Consider the following 15,629-nt stretch of genomic DNA (forward strand, 5'->3'; position numbering starts at 1 on the left):
TATTTTGTCAATATGCGATTCTTCGAACAAATTCTGGTCTCGTATGGCTGGGAGGGCCTTGCGCTTGCGGGGTCCATCGTCCTGATGTTCGGCGTACAGCTCTACTATTATATCTTCGTCTACGGTCGGATTCCCGGCTACAAGAACAACCGGCGCGCGGTGACGCTGGACCGGGAACCGCCGGTTTCGGTGGTCGTGCCGCTGTTCTCGGAGGACTATTCGTTCGTCGAGGAGCGCCTTCCGCTGATTCTGGCGCAGTCCTATCCGGATTTCGAGGTGGTGATCGTCTACGTGGGCCACGATACGGACTTCTACGAGGACCTCACGCGGCTGAAACAGTCGTTTCCGCAGATCACGATGACGAAGATCCACCTGGATCCACGCTTTCCGATTTCGCGGAAGATGGCGCTCAACGTGGGGATCAAGTCGGCGCATTACGAGCACATGATCTTCACGTCGACGGATGCCGTGCCGCAGACGGACCGATGGCTGTCGCTCATGGTCAAGGGGTTCATGCGGGGGGAGATCGTCGTGGGCTACTGCGGGATCGAGCGGCGGAAGGGTTTTTCGAACTACCTGATGCGGACGTGGCGGCTGATGCACGCCGTGGACTGGATCGCGCGGGCCGTGCGGAACCGTGCCTACCGGGGGACGCTCCACAACTTCGGATTTACCAAAAGGCTCTATTTCGGGGTCAACGGCTTCGGGCACCTGAACATGAACATCGGCGAGGACGACCTGTTCATGCAGCAGGTGATGACGCGCGAGAACGTGAGCGTGATCCTCTCGCCGCGGGCCACGCTGCGCGAGAAGGTCTGGGGCGGTCTGGGGTGGTGGATGAGCCAGCTGCGCTACTACGGGTCGTCGTTCCGCTACTATCCGCGGCGCGAGAAGACCCGGATCCGCTGGGAGCTGGGCTCGCGGAGCCTCTTCTTCGTGACGGTGCTCTGCGCACTGGCGGTCATGCCGCCGGAGTTCAAGTTCGGGGCTGCGTTTTTCGTGCTGGTCCGCTATGCGGTCGTGGCGTTCGAGGTCCGCAGGATCGCCGTGCGGCTGGGCGAGGAGGGCATCACGGGCCGTTACTTTCTGTATGATTTGTTGAGCCCGCTGTGGGCGGCCCTGCTGGGCGTCATGCTGTTGCGTCGGGACGATCGGGTATGGAGATAGCCGACTATATCGTAGCCGAGGACCGGGAACTGGTCGATCGGGTGCTCCGGGGCGACGACACGGCCTTCGAGTACCTGTTCAACCGCTACCGGGATGCGATCCACCGGCTGTTCGTGCAGCGCCTGGGCGGGTCGAACGATGCCGACGACCTGTTGCAGGAGACCTTCATCAAGGTCTACATCAACCTGCACCGGTACAGCCGGGACTATACCTTCGGGCAGTGGGTCTATACGATTGCGCGGAACACGTTCATCGACTTCATACGCCGCCGCCAGGACGATCTTTCGATCGACGACCGCTTCTCTTTTTCGGCGCCGGCGTCGAGTGCTCCGACTCCGGAGGAGAGCGTGATCAACCTGCAACAGCGGACGCAGATCGAGCACTACCTCGAACGCCTTGCGCCGCGTTACCGGCAGTTGATCGTGATGCGCTTTTTCGACGAATATTCCTACGAGGAGATTGCGGCGAAACTCTCGCTGCCGCTGGGTACGGTGAAGACGCAGATCCACCGGGCGCGGGAGCAGATGTGCCGCCTGATCGCCGAGGGGGAGAAAAACTGACAGCGGGGCGGAACGGTATCGTTGTCCGTACCGGAAAAACGGATGGCCGGGGCGGAAGGTATTGCCGGCCGCATCGGAGAAACATTGACATCAGGTGTCGGCCGTACCGGAGAAAAACGGGCGTCCGGCGCCCCGAATCCCAAATACGCATGGAACTGATCGAAAAATATTTTCCCGAACTGACGCCGGTGCAGCGCGAGCGCTTTGCCGCGCTGTATGACCTCTATGCCGCGTGGAACGCGAAGATCAACGTCGTCTCGCGCAAGGATTTCGACCAGCTTTATCTGCGCCACGTACTGCATTCGCTGGCCATCGCGAAGGTATGCCGGTTCGACGACGGAGCGCGGGTGCTCGATGTCGGTTGCGGGGGCGGATTCCCGTCGGTGCCGCTGGCGATTCTCTTTCCGGGTGCGCACTTCACGGCTGCGGATTCGATCCGCAAGAAGATCACGGTGGTCGAAGGGGTCTCGCAGAGCCTCGGATTGACGAACCTGACGCCGCGCTGCGTGCGGGTCGAGACGCTTCCGGAACGCTGCGACTATGTGGTTTCGCGGGCCGTGACGGCGATGCCGGAGTTCGTGGAGTGGATCTGGTCGAAGATCGACCGGGGCCAGCGGGGGACGCTTCCGAACGGCATCCTCTATTTGAAGGGCGGGGATCTGGCCGAGGAGCTGGCCCGCACGGGCAAACGTTGGGATCTCTACGACATCCGCACGTTCTTCGACGAGGAGTTCTTCGAGACCAAGAAGGTGGTCTATACCCCTAAAAAATAACTTTGTCCATGCTGCCCGACGTGCTGCTGTGGCTGTTTCCGGTTGTCTTTGTGCTCCACGAAGCCGAAGAGACCGCTTTTCTCCCGAGCTGGCTGCACCGCCGCGGGGAGCGGTTGTCGCAACGTTTCCCGCACCTCTCCTCGCGCCTGCTTCCCTATATCGCCGGAGTCTCCCGCCGCACGTTCGCCTGCATTGCGGCCGAGGAGCTTTTGCTTGTGGCCGTTGCCACGCTCTGGGCCTCGGCCACGTCTTTTCTCTATCCGTGGCTGGCGCTCTTCCTCGCCTTCGGCGTGCACCTTGTCGGGCATCTTTTGCAAATCTTGATGATTCGGCGTTATGTGCCGGTTGTTGCCACGTCGCTGCTCGGACTGGCCTGCTGCGGATGGGGTCTTCGGATTCTGATCGGCAGCGGGTTGTTCTCCCTTCGGGAATATCTGCTTTGCGGGGTTGCGGGTTGTATTGTGGCAGCCGTCAATCTGTGGACCATGCACGCTTTGGCTGCAACGCTCCGCCGCCGTCCGCGGAACTGACCCCCCCCCTGCTTTTTTTCAGCCTCTCTCTGTTTCCGTTTGCCCCTCCCCTGTCTCTCCCCCTGCCTCTCCTCGCAGAACGGGGACTGAATCCGAACAAGCCTCCTTTCGCTCTTTAAGCCCCGTTTTTATATTGCTGAATCACAAAAAGAGATGCTGTTCATTATAGACAAATGAATGGCATTTTTGTAATTTTGTACAGTTTATAATGAATATCTTCGCATATGAAGAAATGGCAGAAAACAGTCGGTATTATTGCATTTGCTCTGATTGCCATATATGAGTTATTGATATGGATAAATGCCTATGTAGATATGAAATACATGGTAGATTCCAATGGAAATAACTTTTTAGCAGAGCGTATGTATCTGCGTATTGGCTCATTATCCTTTGGAATGTGGCTGAACTTTGCATTGACGATATTCCTGTTCATATGCCTTTGGCATAGAGCAGGCAAGCGATGAAAAGATTTGGTAAACTAATTGCGTATTAAGCGGGTTCGTTTTTCATTCGTGTGCTTAACAGTCCGCAGGCGGCCTGAATGTCCTCGCCGCGGGAGGCGCGGATGGTGGTCTGAATGCCGCGGGCGGTGAGGGCGTCGCGGAATCGGATCATGGCGTCGTCATCGGGCGAGAAGTAGGGCGATCCGGGAATCCTGTGGAAGCGGATCAGGTTGATGCGGCACTTGATCCCGTTCAGCAGCCGCGACAGTTCGCGGATGTGGCGGGGGGAGTCGTTGAGCCCGCTCATGACGATGTACTCGAACGAGACGCGGCGCTGGTGGGTGAAGTCGTATTCGCGCAGGATGTCGACGACCCGGGCGATGGGCCAGGCCTTTTCGACGGGCATGATCTCGGCGCGTTCGTCGGGGAATGGGTTGTGGAGGCTAACGGCGAGGTGGACCTTCGATGAGTCGAGGAACCGCCGCAACTGGGGCACGACGCCGGCCGTGGAGAGGGTGATGCGGGTCGGAGACCATCCGAACCCCCACTCGGAGGTGATGATTTCGAGGGCGCGCAGGACGTTGTCCGTGTTGTCGAGGGGTTCGCCCATGCCCATGAACACGAGGTTCGTGAGTCGGTCGCGTTCGGGCAGGGAGACGATCTGGTTGAGGATCTCGGCTGCGGAGAGCGACTGTTGGAGTCCCTGACGCCCGGTTGCGCAGAAGCGGCAGCCCATGCGGCACCCGGCCTGTGAGGAGACGCAGAGCGTGGCGCGCTCGCCGTCGGGGATGTAGGCCGACTCGATGAAGTTTCCTTGCAGTGTCCGGAAGAGGTATTTTTTCGTGCCGTCGGCGGAAACGGATGCGTGTTCCGGGGCGCGGAGCGCCGGGGCGAATCGCTCGGCGAGCCGCTGGCGGTGCGCGGCGGCGATGTCGGTCATGCGGAGCGGGTCCTCGACGTGGCGGACATAGAGCCAGCGTGCGATCTGCCGGGCTGCGAATCGCGGCATGCCCGCATCGCGGCACAGGGCGTCGAGCTCTTCGGGGGTCTTCCCGTACAATGTTTCCGGAGCGGTCATTTTGCGGCTTCTGGGTTTGTTTCGCAAGACAAAAGTAGGCAAAAAATAAAGATTTTTGCTTCGGGGCGTTCATTTTTGAATTTTTATCTCTATATTTGTGGTGCATAGCGTGCCTGCGCCCGGATGGCTGCGGCCGTGCGATGCCGTCCCTGGAATCGGAACAATTAAAAACTGAATAGATGGAAATCAAGAAAAATCCCAAAGCGGACCTTCAGAACAAGCGGGGTCTTCTGCTTGAAATCGGTCTTGTCGTATCGCTTCTGCTGGTGATCGCAGCCTTCTCGTATACGCCGAAGGAGAAGCACGTTGAGAAAATAGACTTGCAGACGGCCATCGTCGAGGAGCAGATCGTCGAGATCACGCGTCAGGACCAGAAACCGCCCGAACCGCCCAAGAAGGTGGAGGTGAAGGTGATCGCCGACCTGTTGCAGGTCGTTACCAACGACACGAAAATCACCACGGAGGTGGACTTCGCGGAGTTCGACGACGAGACGGAGTTCATCCAGACCGTCGAGGTGAAGGAGGAGGTCATCGAGGACGACCAGCCGTTCCTGATCGCCGAGACGATGCCTTCGTTCCAGGGGGGCGACCTGAATACGTTCCGCAACTGGGTTCAGCAGAATGTGAAGTTCCCGCAGATTGCGCTTGAAAACGGTATCCAGGGTCGTGTCGTTCTGTCGTTCGTGATCGAGAAGGACGGGCGTCTGACCAACATCCAGGTACTGCAAACCCCGGACCGGTCGCTTTCGGATGAGGCGATCCGCGTGTTGAGCAAGTCCCCGAAATGGAGCCCGGGCAAACAGCGCAACCAGGTGGTTCGTGTGAAGTACACGTTGCCGGTAGACTTCCGCGTACAGAACTGATCCGGCTCTTTGAATCTATTGAGGGTATCCTGCTTCTTGGAGGATACCCTTATTTGTAGCATGCCGTTTGCATCCGGAGTGTCGTTGTCCGCCTCCGGAGGAACAGAAACCTATGACATTGGAAGAACGTAAACAAACCGTCGCCCCGACCTCTCCGACGGGCGATTCCGATCCTCGGGAGCGGGCCGTGCTGGTCGCCGTCGTGCGCGACAACCAGGATGCGCGCCAGGCCGACGAATACCTCGACGAACTGGAATTTTTGGCCGAGACGGCCGATATCCGGGCCGTGAAGCGCTTCACGCAGCGGCTTCCGCAGCCGTCGTCGCGGATCTATGTGGGGCCGGGGAAATTGGAGGAGATTGCGGCTTACTGTAAGGAGGAGGAGATCGACGTTGTGATTTTCGACGACGAGTTGAGCCCTTCGCAGACGCGCAACATCGAGAAGGCGCTTCCCTGCCGGCTGTTGGACCGTACGCGCCTGATTCTGGACATTTTCCTCTCGCGGGCCCAGACGGCCTATGCGAAGACGCAGGTGCAGCTGGCCAACTATGAATACATGCTTCCGCGGCTTTCGGGTCTGTGGACGCACCTCGAACGCCAGCGCGGCGGTACGGGGACGCGCGGCGGCGCGGGTGAGCGGGAGATCGAGACCGACCGGCGCATCATCCGCAACCGCATCGCCAAGTTGAAAGAGGATCTGAAAAAGATCGACCGCCAGATGGCCGTCCAGCGTTCGAACCGCGGGGCGTTGGTGCGCGTGGCGCTGGTGGGCTATACGAACGTGGGGAAATCGACGCTGATGAACCTGATCTCGAAAAGCGAGGTCTTCGCGGAGAACAAACTCTTCGCGACGCTGGACACGACGGTCCGCAAGGTTGTTTTCGACAACCTGCCGTTCCTGCTTTCGGATACGGTGGGTTTCATCCGCAAACTGCCGACGGAGCTGATCGAGTCGTTCAAGTCGACGCTCGACGAGGTCCGCGAGGCCGATCTGCTGGTGCATGTGGTGGACATTTCGCACCCGCAGTTCGAGGATCAGATCGCGGTGGTGAAGCAGACGTTGCAGGAGATCGGGGCCGGGGAGAAGCCGGTCTACCTGGTTTTCAACAAGGTGGACGCCTACACGTGGGTGGAGAAGGCGGAGGATGACCTGACGCCTCCGACGCGCGAGAACCTTTCGCTGGACGATCTGAAACGGAGCTGGATCGCGCAGGCGAACACGCCGTGCATCTTCCTGTCGGCCTTGAAGAAACTCAATCTGGAAAAATTCCGCTCGGATCTGTACGGGATGGTGCGCGAGATTCATGCCGGGCGTTATCCGTTCAACAATTTTCTCTATTGACCAACCAACCAAACGTTACTATGACACTTCACGTTCTCTCGCAACAGAACACGGTCCTGAACAAATTCATCGCGGAGATCCGCGACCGTCAGATCCAGAAGGATTCGATGCGCTTCCGCCGGAATATGGAACGCATCGGTGAGATCACGGCCTATGAGATCTCGAAGGCGCTGCATTACCGTCCGACGGTTGTCGAGACGCCGCTCGGGGAGGCCGAGGTGGCCGTGATCGACGACCAGCTGGTGATTGCGACGATTCTCCGCGCGGGTCTGCCCTACCACCAGGGATTCCTGAACTACTTCGACGATGCGCAGAACGCCTTTGTCTCGGCCTACCGCAAGAGCACGAAGGACGGGAAATTCAAGGTGAAGGTGGAGTATATCTCGTGCGGAAGCCTGGAAGGGAAGACGCTGCTGCTGGTGGACCCGATGCTGGCGACGGGTTCGTCGCTGGTTCTGACCTACAATGCGCTGTGTGAGAAGGGCGGCACGCCGGCCCATACGCATGTGGCGGCGGTCGTGGCCAGCGAGCAGGGCATCGACTATGCGATGAAGCACATGCCGCGTCAGACGACGACGATCTGGACGGCGGTGGTGGATGAGGAGCTGACCTCCCGATCCTATATCGTTCCCGGCATCGGGGATGCGGGTGACCTGGCCTACGGAGAGAAGATCTGATCGGTGATGAAGCGGAAATTCGGGTTCGTATTCGCGGTGTTTGCCGCCACGGTGCTGGTGATGGCGTTGCAGAAGCCGGTATTTCTGGCGTGGTACGCCGCGGGGGCGCCCGGAACGGGAATCGGCGACTGGCTGGCGGTGTTGCGGCACGGGCTGTCGCTCGACCTGACCGTGGCGGGCTATGTGACGGCGCTGCCGCTGCTCGTCACGCTGGCGACGCTGTGGATCCGCCTTCCGGAACGGCTCGGACGCCGGATCCTGACGGGTTATTTCGTGCTGGTTTCGGTGCTGACGGCCGTGATTTTTGCGGTCGACGTGGCGCTTTACGGCTATTGGGGGTTCCGGCTGGATTCGACGATCCTGATCTACCTTTCGGATCCGAAGGAGGCGATGGCGAGCGTTGATTTCTGGCTGGGAGTGCGCCAGACCCTGCTGGCTGCGGTCTACGCCGGACTGATGATCTTCCTCTACCGGCGCGTGACGCGGCTCTTCGACGGCGAGCCGACGGGCTGGCGGACGGCCCTGCCGGGGAGTCTGGCGATGCTGCTGCTGGCGGGATTCGATTTTCTGGCGATCCGCGGCGGGGTGGGCCCCTCGACGGCCAACGTCTCGAAGGTCTATTTCAGCCCGACGATGTTTCTGAACCATGCCGCGACGAATCCTGTTTTTTCGTTCCTTTCGAGCCTCGGGGACCGGAACGAGGATTACGCGGCCGCTTATCCCTTTTACGGGGAGGAGGAGCGTGCGGCGCGCTTCGAGGAGCTGCGGGGCAACGGTGCTGCTGCTGCGGCCCCGACGGAACGGGTGCTGACGACCGATCGCCCGAATGTGGTGATCGTGATTCTGGAAAGTTTTGCCCGCACGGTGATGGACGAGCGGGTGGACGGCGAGTGGGTGATGCCGAACATGCAGCGGCTGAAATCGGAGGGGGTGTGGTTCGAGAACTTCTTCGCCAACTCCTTCCGCACGGACCGCGGAGAGGTTGCGATTTTGAGCGGATTCCCGGCGCAGACGAACCTGTCGATCATGAAACTCCCGGCGAAGGCGCACGGACTGCCCTCGATTGCGCGGACGCTGGCTGCGGCGGGCTACGCGACGAGTTTCACCTACGGCGGGGACCTGAACTTCACGAATCAGGCCTCGTACATGTATGCCACGGGGTGGCAGGAGCTGATCTGGCAGAAGGACCTGCCTTTCGGCCCGAATTTTTCGAAGTGGGGTTACGACGATTCGCTGGTGTGCGACTGGTTTGCCGACCGGGTGATCGCTCTGGACAAATCCGGCGAACCGTTCCTGGCCGGGTTGCTGACGTTGAGCAGCCACGAGCCGTTCGATGTTCCCTATGCGAAGTTCGAGGACAAGATCCTGAATGGCATGGCCTTTTCGGACGACTGCGTGGGTCGGATGCTCGACCGGCTGAAAGCCTCTCCGGCATGGGAGAACCTGCTGGTGGTGCTGGTTGCCGACCACGGCTACCCCTATCCGCGAACGCTGACCTACAACGAGCCGCTGCGGCACCGGATTCCGATGATCTGGACGGGCGGAGCGGTTTCGGGCCCGCGGATCGTGGATGCCTATGCCTCGCAGATCGACCTGGCGGCGACGCTGCTGGGGCAGCTGGGGCTCCCGCATGCGGATTTCGATTACAGCAAGGACATCTTCGCGCCGACCCCGCCGCGGAAGTTCGCCTACTATACGTTCAACGACGGCTTCGGCGTGGTGGATGCTGTGGGTGAGGCGATCTGGGACGCCACGGGCGACCGGGTCGTCACGGCGACGGATCCCGACCTGCTGGACGTGGGTCGGACGCTGTTGCAGACGACCTATACGGACATCGGGCGCCGCTGAAAATACCGTGTTTTAGGTATTGCGGCACAGCGCTTGTCTCTCTATATTTGCGGCGGAAGAAAAATACCTGTTTCTATGTATAAATCCGGAGGATACGGCGGCGATGACCGCATGTGCGACCTGGTCTGCGACCGCTATTCGGTGTTGCAGGTGATGAGTCGTTTCGGCATTGCATTGGGCTTCGGCGACAAGACGATCGCGGAGGTCTGCACGGACAACAAGGTGGATACGGCGACGTTTCTGGCAGTGGTGAACCTGCTGATGAATTTCGGCAACGGCGAAGAGCTGGCCGAAGAGGTCTCGGTGCGGGCCCTGACGGACTACCTGCACAATTCGCACGGTTATTTTCTGGACTTCCGGCTTCCGGCCATCCGCCGCAAACTGATCGAGGCGGTTGACTGTTCGCAGAGCGACGTTTCGTTTGCGATCATGCGCTTTTTTGACGAGTATGCGGCCGAGGTCCAGCGGCACATGGCCTATGAGGAGCAGACGGTCTTTCCGTACGTGGAGTCGCTGCTTGCCGGGGAGAAGAACACGACCTATTCGATGGAGATCTTCCGCCGGCAGCACGATCAGGTGGATGCGAAGTTGCGCGAGTTGAAGAACATCATCATCAAATACTACCCGTCGGGGAGTACGAACGAGCTGAACGGCGTGCTGTTCGACATCTTCACGTGCGAGCGGGAGCTTGCGTCGCACAACGCCGTGGAGGACGAGATCTTCATCCCGGCGGTGGAGCGTCTGGCGGCCACGGGGCCCCGGTCTGCGAAGCCCGAACCGTTGAGCACGCGCGAGAAGGAGATCATCGTCTGCGTGGTGAAGGGGATGACGAACAAGCAGATCGCCGATGCGCTCTGCATTTCGGCGCATACGGTCATCACGCACCGGCGGAACATCGCCGCGAAGTTGCAGATCCACTCGGCGGCGGGTCTTACGATCTACGCCATCGTGAACAAACTGGTCGAACTCTCCGAAATCAAGGACACTCTGCCCGAACCACAGCCATGAAACCCGAACCGGACCCTCACAGCCACCATCATCACCATCATCACACCCACACGTTGACCTCGCTGAACCGGGCCTTTCTGTGGGGTATTTCGCTCAATGCGGGCTTCGTGCTCGTGGAGTTCGCCGTGGGACTCTGGTACGGGTCGATGGGCCTTCTCTCCGACGCGGGGCATAACCTCTCGGATGTGGCGAGCCTGTTGCTGGCGATGCTGGCCTTCCGGCTGGCGCAGGCGCACGCGACGCCGCGCTATACCTACGGATACAAGAAGAGCACGGTGCTGATCTCGCTGTTGAATTCGGTGATCCTGCTGATTGCCGTCGGGGTGATCGTCGCCGAGAGCGTCGGGCGGATGCTGCATCCCGAGTCGGTCGTGGGCGGCGCGATTGCGTGGACGGCGGGCATCGGCGTTCTGGTCAACGGATTCACGGCGTGGCTTTTCCTGAAAGACAAGGAGCGGGATCTGAATGTCAAGGGCGCCTATCTGCACATGGCCGCCGATGCGTTGGTATCGGTCGGTGTGTTGGTTTCGGGCGTCGTGATTTCGTGGACGGGATGGACGCTGATCGACCCGATCGTGGGTCTGGCCGTCGCGGGGGTGATCGTAGCTTCGGTGTGGTCGCTGACGCGTGACAGCCTGCGTCTGTCACTGGACGGAGTGCCTGCGGGCATCGACATCCCGGAACTGACGCGGCAGATGACCGCCGTCCCGGGAGTGCAGGCGGTCCATCACATCCATGTCTGGGCTTTGAGCACGACGGAGAATGCCCTGACAGCCCATATCGTGCTGGCGGATTTCTCGGAACAGGAGCGGATCAAGCACGATCTGAAAACGCTGTTGCAGGTTTCGGGCATCCCCCATGCGACGCTCGAATTCGAGACCGAGTCGGAGCATTGTGCCGATTTTTGCGATTGATCGCCTGTTTTTGTCCGGAACTTCGACGTCGGCCGAAATTCCGATCCGAAGAGTTGGGGTTGCAGTTGTCCGTTTGGAAGAAGGGCACGATCTTTGCGGTTGTAAAAGGGAAGGGTTTCAAGGAGTGAGAGTGACGCAACTTTTGAGTACCGGTCTGTTTTCAGACCGGTCTTTTTTCGTTACGGCACGGGATCGTATCCGCTTCCGCCCCAGGGATGGCATTTGGCGAGCCGGCGCAGGGTGAGCCAGAGACCCTTGACGGGCCCGTATTTGCGCAGAGCTTCGAGTGCGTATTGCGAGCATGTGGGGGTAAACCGGCACGACGGGGGCGTGAGGGGAGAGATGCAGAGCTGGTAGAACCGCACGAGAAGGATCAGCGGGAAGGCGCAGATCCGTTTACAGACGTTCAGCGACCGTTTCCAGAATTCTGCGGACTGCATGTGAGATGGTTTTTGCGGGCAGGAGTTCTTTCGAGGAGTAGATGAGCGCGAGGTCGAGGTTGAGCGGAGCGCCTTCGGTGAGCATCTGTTTTTGCAGGCGGTAAGCCTCTTTGGTCCTGCGGCGCAGGAGGTTTCGTCTGTTGGCCCGTTTGTGGAATTTCTTGGGAACGGAGAAGAGGACTTCGACGCTTCGTTCGGTATCGGGTTCGGCGAACCAGACGTACCGGAACGGGAAAATGAATCCACTCTCCCCGGACTCGAAGAGACGGCGTACTGCACCCAGCGAGCGGAGTCTTTCGTTGCGGGGAAGCGAATGCGCGGACATGTTGTGGATTTTTGGGTTTTCCGGAGCGTTTGTCTATCCGGTTTCTGTGATTTTCTGTCTGTATCCGGTTTTCAGCACCGGAGGTCTCTTCTTTTCAACGGGACAGCCGTCTTCTCATTTATACGTTCATCGTTTTCCCTTTTCTGCGCCCTTCTCTGCTGCGCCCTTCTCTGCTGTGCCCTTCTCTGCTGTGCCCTTCTCTGCTGCGCCCTTCACTTCCTGCGCCCTTCTCCTGCGCCCTTCTCCTGTGCCCTTCTCTGCTGCGGCCTTCTCTGCTGCGGCCTTCTCTGCTGCGCTCTTCTCTGCTGCGCTCTTCTCTGCTGCGGCCTTCACTTCCTGCGCCCTTCTCCTGTGCCCTTCTCCTGTGCCCTTCTCTGCCCCCCCCCGGTTTCTCGGTCGGCCGGCTCTGTCCGTCCGCTATTTTTCAGTTGCGGAGACGCGGCGTGTCCGGCTTTTTTTGGCCAGTTTGTGCTGCTGCGTGCGGATGAACTCCTCCTTACGGGCGTCTGCCACCAACTCCACGGGCTGAATCTCCTCGCCGTTCTGCACCTTCTGGATGAAGAGGTCGATGGCCTTTGCCATGGAGGGAGCCACGGGGGTCGGGGCATTTGCGAGGACGGTGATCCCGGCGTCGATGGCCGCTTTGAGTGTTCCTTCGCCGAAGACGGCGATGGCGGGGAGTTCCTCGGTTCCGAACTTCTCGACCAGAGCCTTGACGTCCGAGGGCGAGTAGAGGGCCAGCAGGTCGTATTCGTTCATGTGGACGGCTTCGAGGTCGCTGGCGACCGTGCGTGCGAGGATGACGGGATCGACGGCGAGTTTGAGTTTGGCGAGGGTTTCGGGCAGCTCGGGCTTGTGGGGCTCGCTCAATGCGAGGAGGAATTTTTCCTCCTTGTGTTTGATGATGAGCTCGACGAGCGAGGTGAACGAACCGTCGGCGAACGATATCTTGCGTTTGCGGTAAACGATGTATTTTTGGAGATAGAGTGCCACGGCCTCGGTCTGGCAGATGTATTTCATGGTTTCGGGGACAGTGATCCGGGCCTCTTCGCAGATGTGGAAGAAGCTGTCGACCGTAGTCCGGGAGGTGAAGATGACAGCCGTGTGGTCGAGAATTTCGACCCGTTGGGCGCGGAACTCTTTCAGGGAGACACCCTCGACCCGGATGAAGGGTTTGTAGGCTACTTCCACCTGGTATTTCTGGGAGAGTTCGTAGAACGGAGATTTCTCGATGATCGCGGGCCTCGGCTGCGAAACCAATACACTCTTTACTTTCAACGTTACGGATATTTAGGTTTGTTTTCGTTCGGTCATCTCGCCGCAAGGAGCCATAATAGGCTGATTGGGAAGATTTCCACGGTGCAAAGGTACAAAAACCAATGCAAAATCGAAATTTTTTTAGAAATAAAGAGATTCAGGGATTCCTTGAGGTATAAAACGGCCGTAATGATCAATTCTGCGGCGCCGACAAAAAACCATACGCTGCCGGTTCCGCGCGGACAGAGCGCGAAGAGGAGCAGGGCCGGCGATGCGATGATCACGGCGAGCGAGAAAAAGGTCTGTCGCAACTGTACGAGCTGTGCGATGAAGGGCTGCGAGAGGGTGACGGCCCCGATGATGCGGACGACTGCGGCCTGGAAGAGGATGACGATGCCCCAGGCGAGGGTTGCGAGCAGACTGAGTGCGAGGACGGCTCCGTGGGAGAGGGATCTTCCGAGTCCGGGGGGCATGAGCGAGTCGCCGTATTTGACGACCACGACCCCCATGAAGAGGATTCCGATGGCGGTCGTGAGATTCAGGAATCGGGCGAATCCGCTGCTGCCGGGTTCTTCGGAGAGCCGTTCTCCGGAGGTTTTGTCGCGGGAGATCCGGTTCAGCAGGCTGCGGATGTCCCCGAGGTTCCGGTAGAGGAGCGTGGCGTAGGTTGCGGCGAGCAGGAGCACGAAGCCCTGGAATACGGCGTTGTCCGTCAGCGGAGAGCAGAGCGGGCGTTCGATCCGCTCGGGCTGAATGGTCGCGGAGCACTCTCCGAAGAGTCCCGAGACGGTTGTGTCGCGCCACGGCACCGGTTGCTCTTCCGGGATGTCGACGCGGTCCGCCCCGAGTTCTCCGAACGGCAGGCTGCCGGGCCCTCCGGCATACAGGGAATCGACGGTGAAAGCCGTGGAGTCGCCGGCGATCCGCAGGCTGCCGGCCTCGCGCACGGCCGTCCCGATGCGGATCAGGCCCGTGTCGGCTTGTTCCAGGCCGGCTCTGCCGTGCGTCCGAACCGTTCCGACGCGCTCTTCGGGCGTATTGCGGTTTTCGGGGACCTCCTTGCTGCGGCCGTTTGCGGCCATGCTGTCTGCGGCCGGTCCCGCAACGGCCGTTGCGGGACTCTCTGCACGGGGAGTCCCCGCTTCGGCCCGGTTCGCTCCTGCCGCGGCGGACTCCCCGGAGGTCATTCCAACCGGAGCTGCGTTTCCCGTATGTTGCCGGGCGTCGATCATCCGGCGAAGGAGCGTTTGAGGGTGATCCGGATGGTGGTGCCCTTGCCGATTTCGGAGTCGATGACGGCGATCTTACCCTGGTGGTACTCCTCGACGATGCGGCGCGAGAGGGAGAGTCCGAGACCCCAGCCGCGGGTCTTGGTCGTGAATCCCGGTTCGAAGATGCGTTTCCAGTTGCTTTTGGGAATTCCCTTTCCGGTGTCCTTGACGTCGATCATCACGTATTTGTCATCCGAGGAGATGCGCACGTCGATGGCTCCGTGTCCCTGCAAGGCGTCGAGCGAGTTCTTCATGAGGTTCTCCACGACCCACTCGAACAGGGCGGCGTTGATGTTGGCCTGCACCGGGGCGATGGCCAGTCCGTTGTATTCGAGCGTGACGTTGCGCGGGATTCGCTTGCGGAAGTACATGACCGATTCGCCGACCACCTCGTTGATGTTTTCGGGCGTGAGCGGTGTTTCGGAGCCGATCTTGGAGAATCGGTCGGTGATCTTCATCAGATGGGTGAGGTCCTTGTTCATCTCCTCGACGGCCGTCTGGTCGATCTCCTGCGAACGGAGGTACTCGATCCATCCGAGCAGCGAGGAGGTCGGGGTTCCGAGCTGGTGGGCGGTCTCCTTGGCGAGGCCGATCCATACGCGGTTCTGTTCGTCGTGCTTCGACGACCGGAATGCGATGAATCCCAGGGCGACGAATGCCGTGATGACGAGGATCTGGATGTATGGGAAGTAGTAAAGCGATTTGAGGAGCGCCGATTTTCCGTAGAAGATCAGGTGGTAGTGTTCCGACGAAAACCGGTATCGCACGGGGATGGGCTGGTTTTCGGACATGAACTTGTCGATCTGTTTGCGGAGTCGGTCCGGGTGGTCGATGATCTTCTCGGGGACCAGATGTGAGTTGATGACTTCGAGGTTCTCGTTGGTGATGATGAACGGAATGTTGTTTCCGTTGGACATGATGTCCGCGACGAGCGGGTCCTGAATGGTCCCCATGACGTCGCGGCTGACGCGCTCCATGGCGTGTGCCCAGAGGGCGACGTCATGCTGCTCCTTTCCTTTGAGTTTGCGTGCCATGTCGTTGGTGTAGAGCAGCGACACGGCTCCGAGCATGACTCCGACGACGATGACGACCAGCCGGTTGCGGAAGGAGAAGGTTCTCGCATGGATTTTCAT

General features: G+C 59.8%; 18 protein-coding genes. 11 read left to right on the plus strand and 7 right to left on the minus strand.

Features of this window, described 5'->3' with window-relative positions; genetic code table 11:
* Positions 1–12 precede the first annotated feature (12 nt).
* The 5 genes from B5G16_RS01200 (at position 13) to B5G16_RS01220 (ending at position 3,494) form a co-directional block, all read left to right on the plus strand.
* The gene (locus B5G16_RS01200; RefSeq protein WP_087260262.1) at positions 13–1,167 is read left to right on the plus strand and encodes a glycosyltransferase; all 1,155 of its coding nucleotides are present in this window, start codon (positions 13–15) and stop codon (positions 1,165–1,167) included.
* Entirely contained in the window at positions 1,158–1,727 is a 570-nt protein-coding gene (locus B5G16_RS01205; RefSeq protein WP_087260264.1) for an RNA polymerase sigma factor, read from the plus strand. Before B5G16_RS01200 ends, B5G16_RS01205 begins: the two co-directional genes overlap by 10 nt.
* A gap of 149 nt (positions 1,728–1,876) precedes the next feature.
* Positions 1,877–2,500: a 16S rRNA (guanine(527)-N(7))-methyltransferase RsmG gene (gene rsmG / locus B5G16_RS01210; protein ID WP_087260265.1), complete on the plus strand. Its 624-nt coding sequence runs from the start codon at positions 1,877–1,879 to the stop codon at positions 2,498–2,500.
* An 8-nt stretch (positions 2,501–2,508) separates the two neighbouring features.
* Complete coding sequence (locus tag B5G16_RS01215; RefSeq protein ID WP_087260267.1) at positions 2,509–3,030, plus strand: HXXEE domain-containing protein; 522 nt, start codon at positions 2,509–2,511, stop codon at positions 3,028–3,030.
* Between the two features lie 224 nt (positions 3,031–3,254).
* Complete coding sequence (locus B5G16_RS01220; RefSeq protein ID WP_087260269.1) at positions 3,255–3,494, plus strand: hypothetical protein; 240 nt, start codon at positions 3,255–3,257, stop codon at positions 3,492–3,494.
* A 25-nt stretch (positions 3,495–3,519) separates the two neighbouring features.
* On the opposite strand, the gene rlmN is transcribed toward B5G16_RS01220, so the two are convergent.
* A complete protein-coding gene (rlmN, locus tag B5G16_RS01225; protein ID WP_087260271.1) occupies positions 3,520–4,551 on the minus strand; it encodes a 23S rRNA (adenine(2503)-C(2))-methyltransferase RlmN in 1,032 nt (343 codons plus the stop codon).
* Positions 4,552–4,730: 179 nt separating this feature from the next.
* Between rlmN and B5G16_RS01230 the strand changes: the two genes are divergently transcribed.
* From B5G16_RS01230 to B5G16_RS01255, 6 genes are all read left to right on the plus strand, one after another.
* A complete protein-coding gene (locus B5G16_RS01230; protein ID WP_087260273.1) occupies positions 4,731–5,414 on the plus strand; it encodes an energy transducer TonB in 684 nt (227 codons plus the stop codon).
* Between the two features lie 112 nt (positions 5,415–5,526).
* Entirely contained in the window at positions 5,527–6,756 is a 1,230-nt protein-coding gene (gene hflX, locus B5G16_RS01235; RefSeq protein ID WP_087260276.1) for a GTPase HflX, read from the plus strand.
* Positions 6,757–6,776: 20 nt separating this feature from the next.
* Positions 6,777–7,433: a uracil phosphoribosyltransferase gene (gene upp / locus B5G16_RS01240; protein WP_087260279.1), complete on the plus strand. Its 657-nt coding sequence runs from the start codon at positions 6,777–6,779 to the stop codon at positions 7,431–7,433.
* Positions 7,434–7,439: 6 nt separating this feature from the next.
* Complete coding sequence (locus B5G16_RS01245) at positions 7,440–9,281, plus strand: LTA synthase family protein (RefSeq protein ID WP_087260281.1); 1,842 nt, start codon at positions 7,440–7,442, stop codon at positions 9,279–9,281.
* Between the two features lie 75 nt (positions 9,282–9,356).
* A complete protein-coding gene (locus B5G16_RS01250; RefSeq protein WP_087260283.1) occupies positions 9,357–10,289 on the plus strand; it encodes a helix-turn-helix transcriptional regulator in 933 nt (310 codons plus the stop codon).
* Positions 10,286–11,203, plus strand: a complete 918-nt coding sequence (locus tag B5G16_RS01255; RefSeq protein ID WP_087260285.1) for a cation diffusion facilitator family transporter — start codon at positions 10,286–10,288, stop codon at positions 11,201–11,203. The genes B5G16_RS01250 and B5G16_RS01255 overlap by 4 nt, the downstream gene beginning before the upstream one ends.
* Before the next feature lie 179 nt (positions 11,204–11,382).
* Here B5G16_RS01255 and yidD read toward each other — a convergent pair whose 3' ends face one another.
* From yidD to B5G16_RS01285, 6 genes are all read right to left on the minus strand, one after another.
* The gene (gene yidD, locus B5G16_RS01260) at positions 11,383–11,643 is read right to left on the minus strand and encodes a membrane protein insertion efficiency factor YidD (protein WP_087260287.1); all 261 of its coding nucleotides are present in this window, start codon (positions 11,641–11,643) and stop codon (positions 11,383–11,385) included.
* Positions 11,600–11,968, minus strand: coding sequence for a ribonuclease P protein component (locus B5G16_RS01265; protein ID WP_087260290.1), 369 nt, complete (start codon positions 11,966–11,968; stop codon positions 11,600–11,602). Before B5G16_RS01265 ends, yidD begins: the two co-directional genes overlap by 44 nt.
* A 126-nt stretch (positions 11,969–12,094) precedes the next feature.
* A complete protein-coding gene (locus tag B5G16_RS01270) occupies positions 12,095–12,301 on the minus strand; it encodes a hypothetical protein (RefSeq protein WP_204227971.1) in 207 nt (68 codons plus the stop codon).
* Between the two features lie 84 nt (positions 12,302–12,385).
* On the minus strand, positions 12,386–13,228 hold the full coding sequence (locus B5G16_RS01275) for a uroporphyrinogen-III synthase (RefSeq protein ID WP_442856525.1): 843 nt from the start codon (positions 13,226–13,228) through the stop codon (positions 12,386–12,388).
* Positions 13,229–13,278: 50 nt separating this feature from the next.
* Positions 13,279–14,457 (minus strand): DUF4271 domain-containing protein, encoded by a 1,179-nt coding sequence (locus tag B5G16_RS01280; protein ID WP_239405903.1) that lies wholly within the window; start codon positions 14,455–14,457, stop codon positions 13,279–13,281.
* Positions 14,454–15,629 (minus strand): sensor histidine kinase, encoded by a 1,176-nt coding sequence (locus B5G16_RS01285; RefSeq protein WP_087260298.1) that lies wholly within the window; start codon positions 15,627–15,629, stop codon positions 14,454–14,456. Before B5G16_RS01285 ends, B5G16_RS01280 begins: the two co-directional genes overlap by 4 nt.

It is taken from the genome of Alistipes sp. An66, assembly GCF_002161445.1.
In the GTDB taxonomy this organism is placed as follows: Bacteria; Bacteroidota; Bacteroidia; order Bacteroidales; family Rikenellaceae; genus Alistipes; species Alistipes cottocaccae.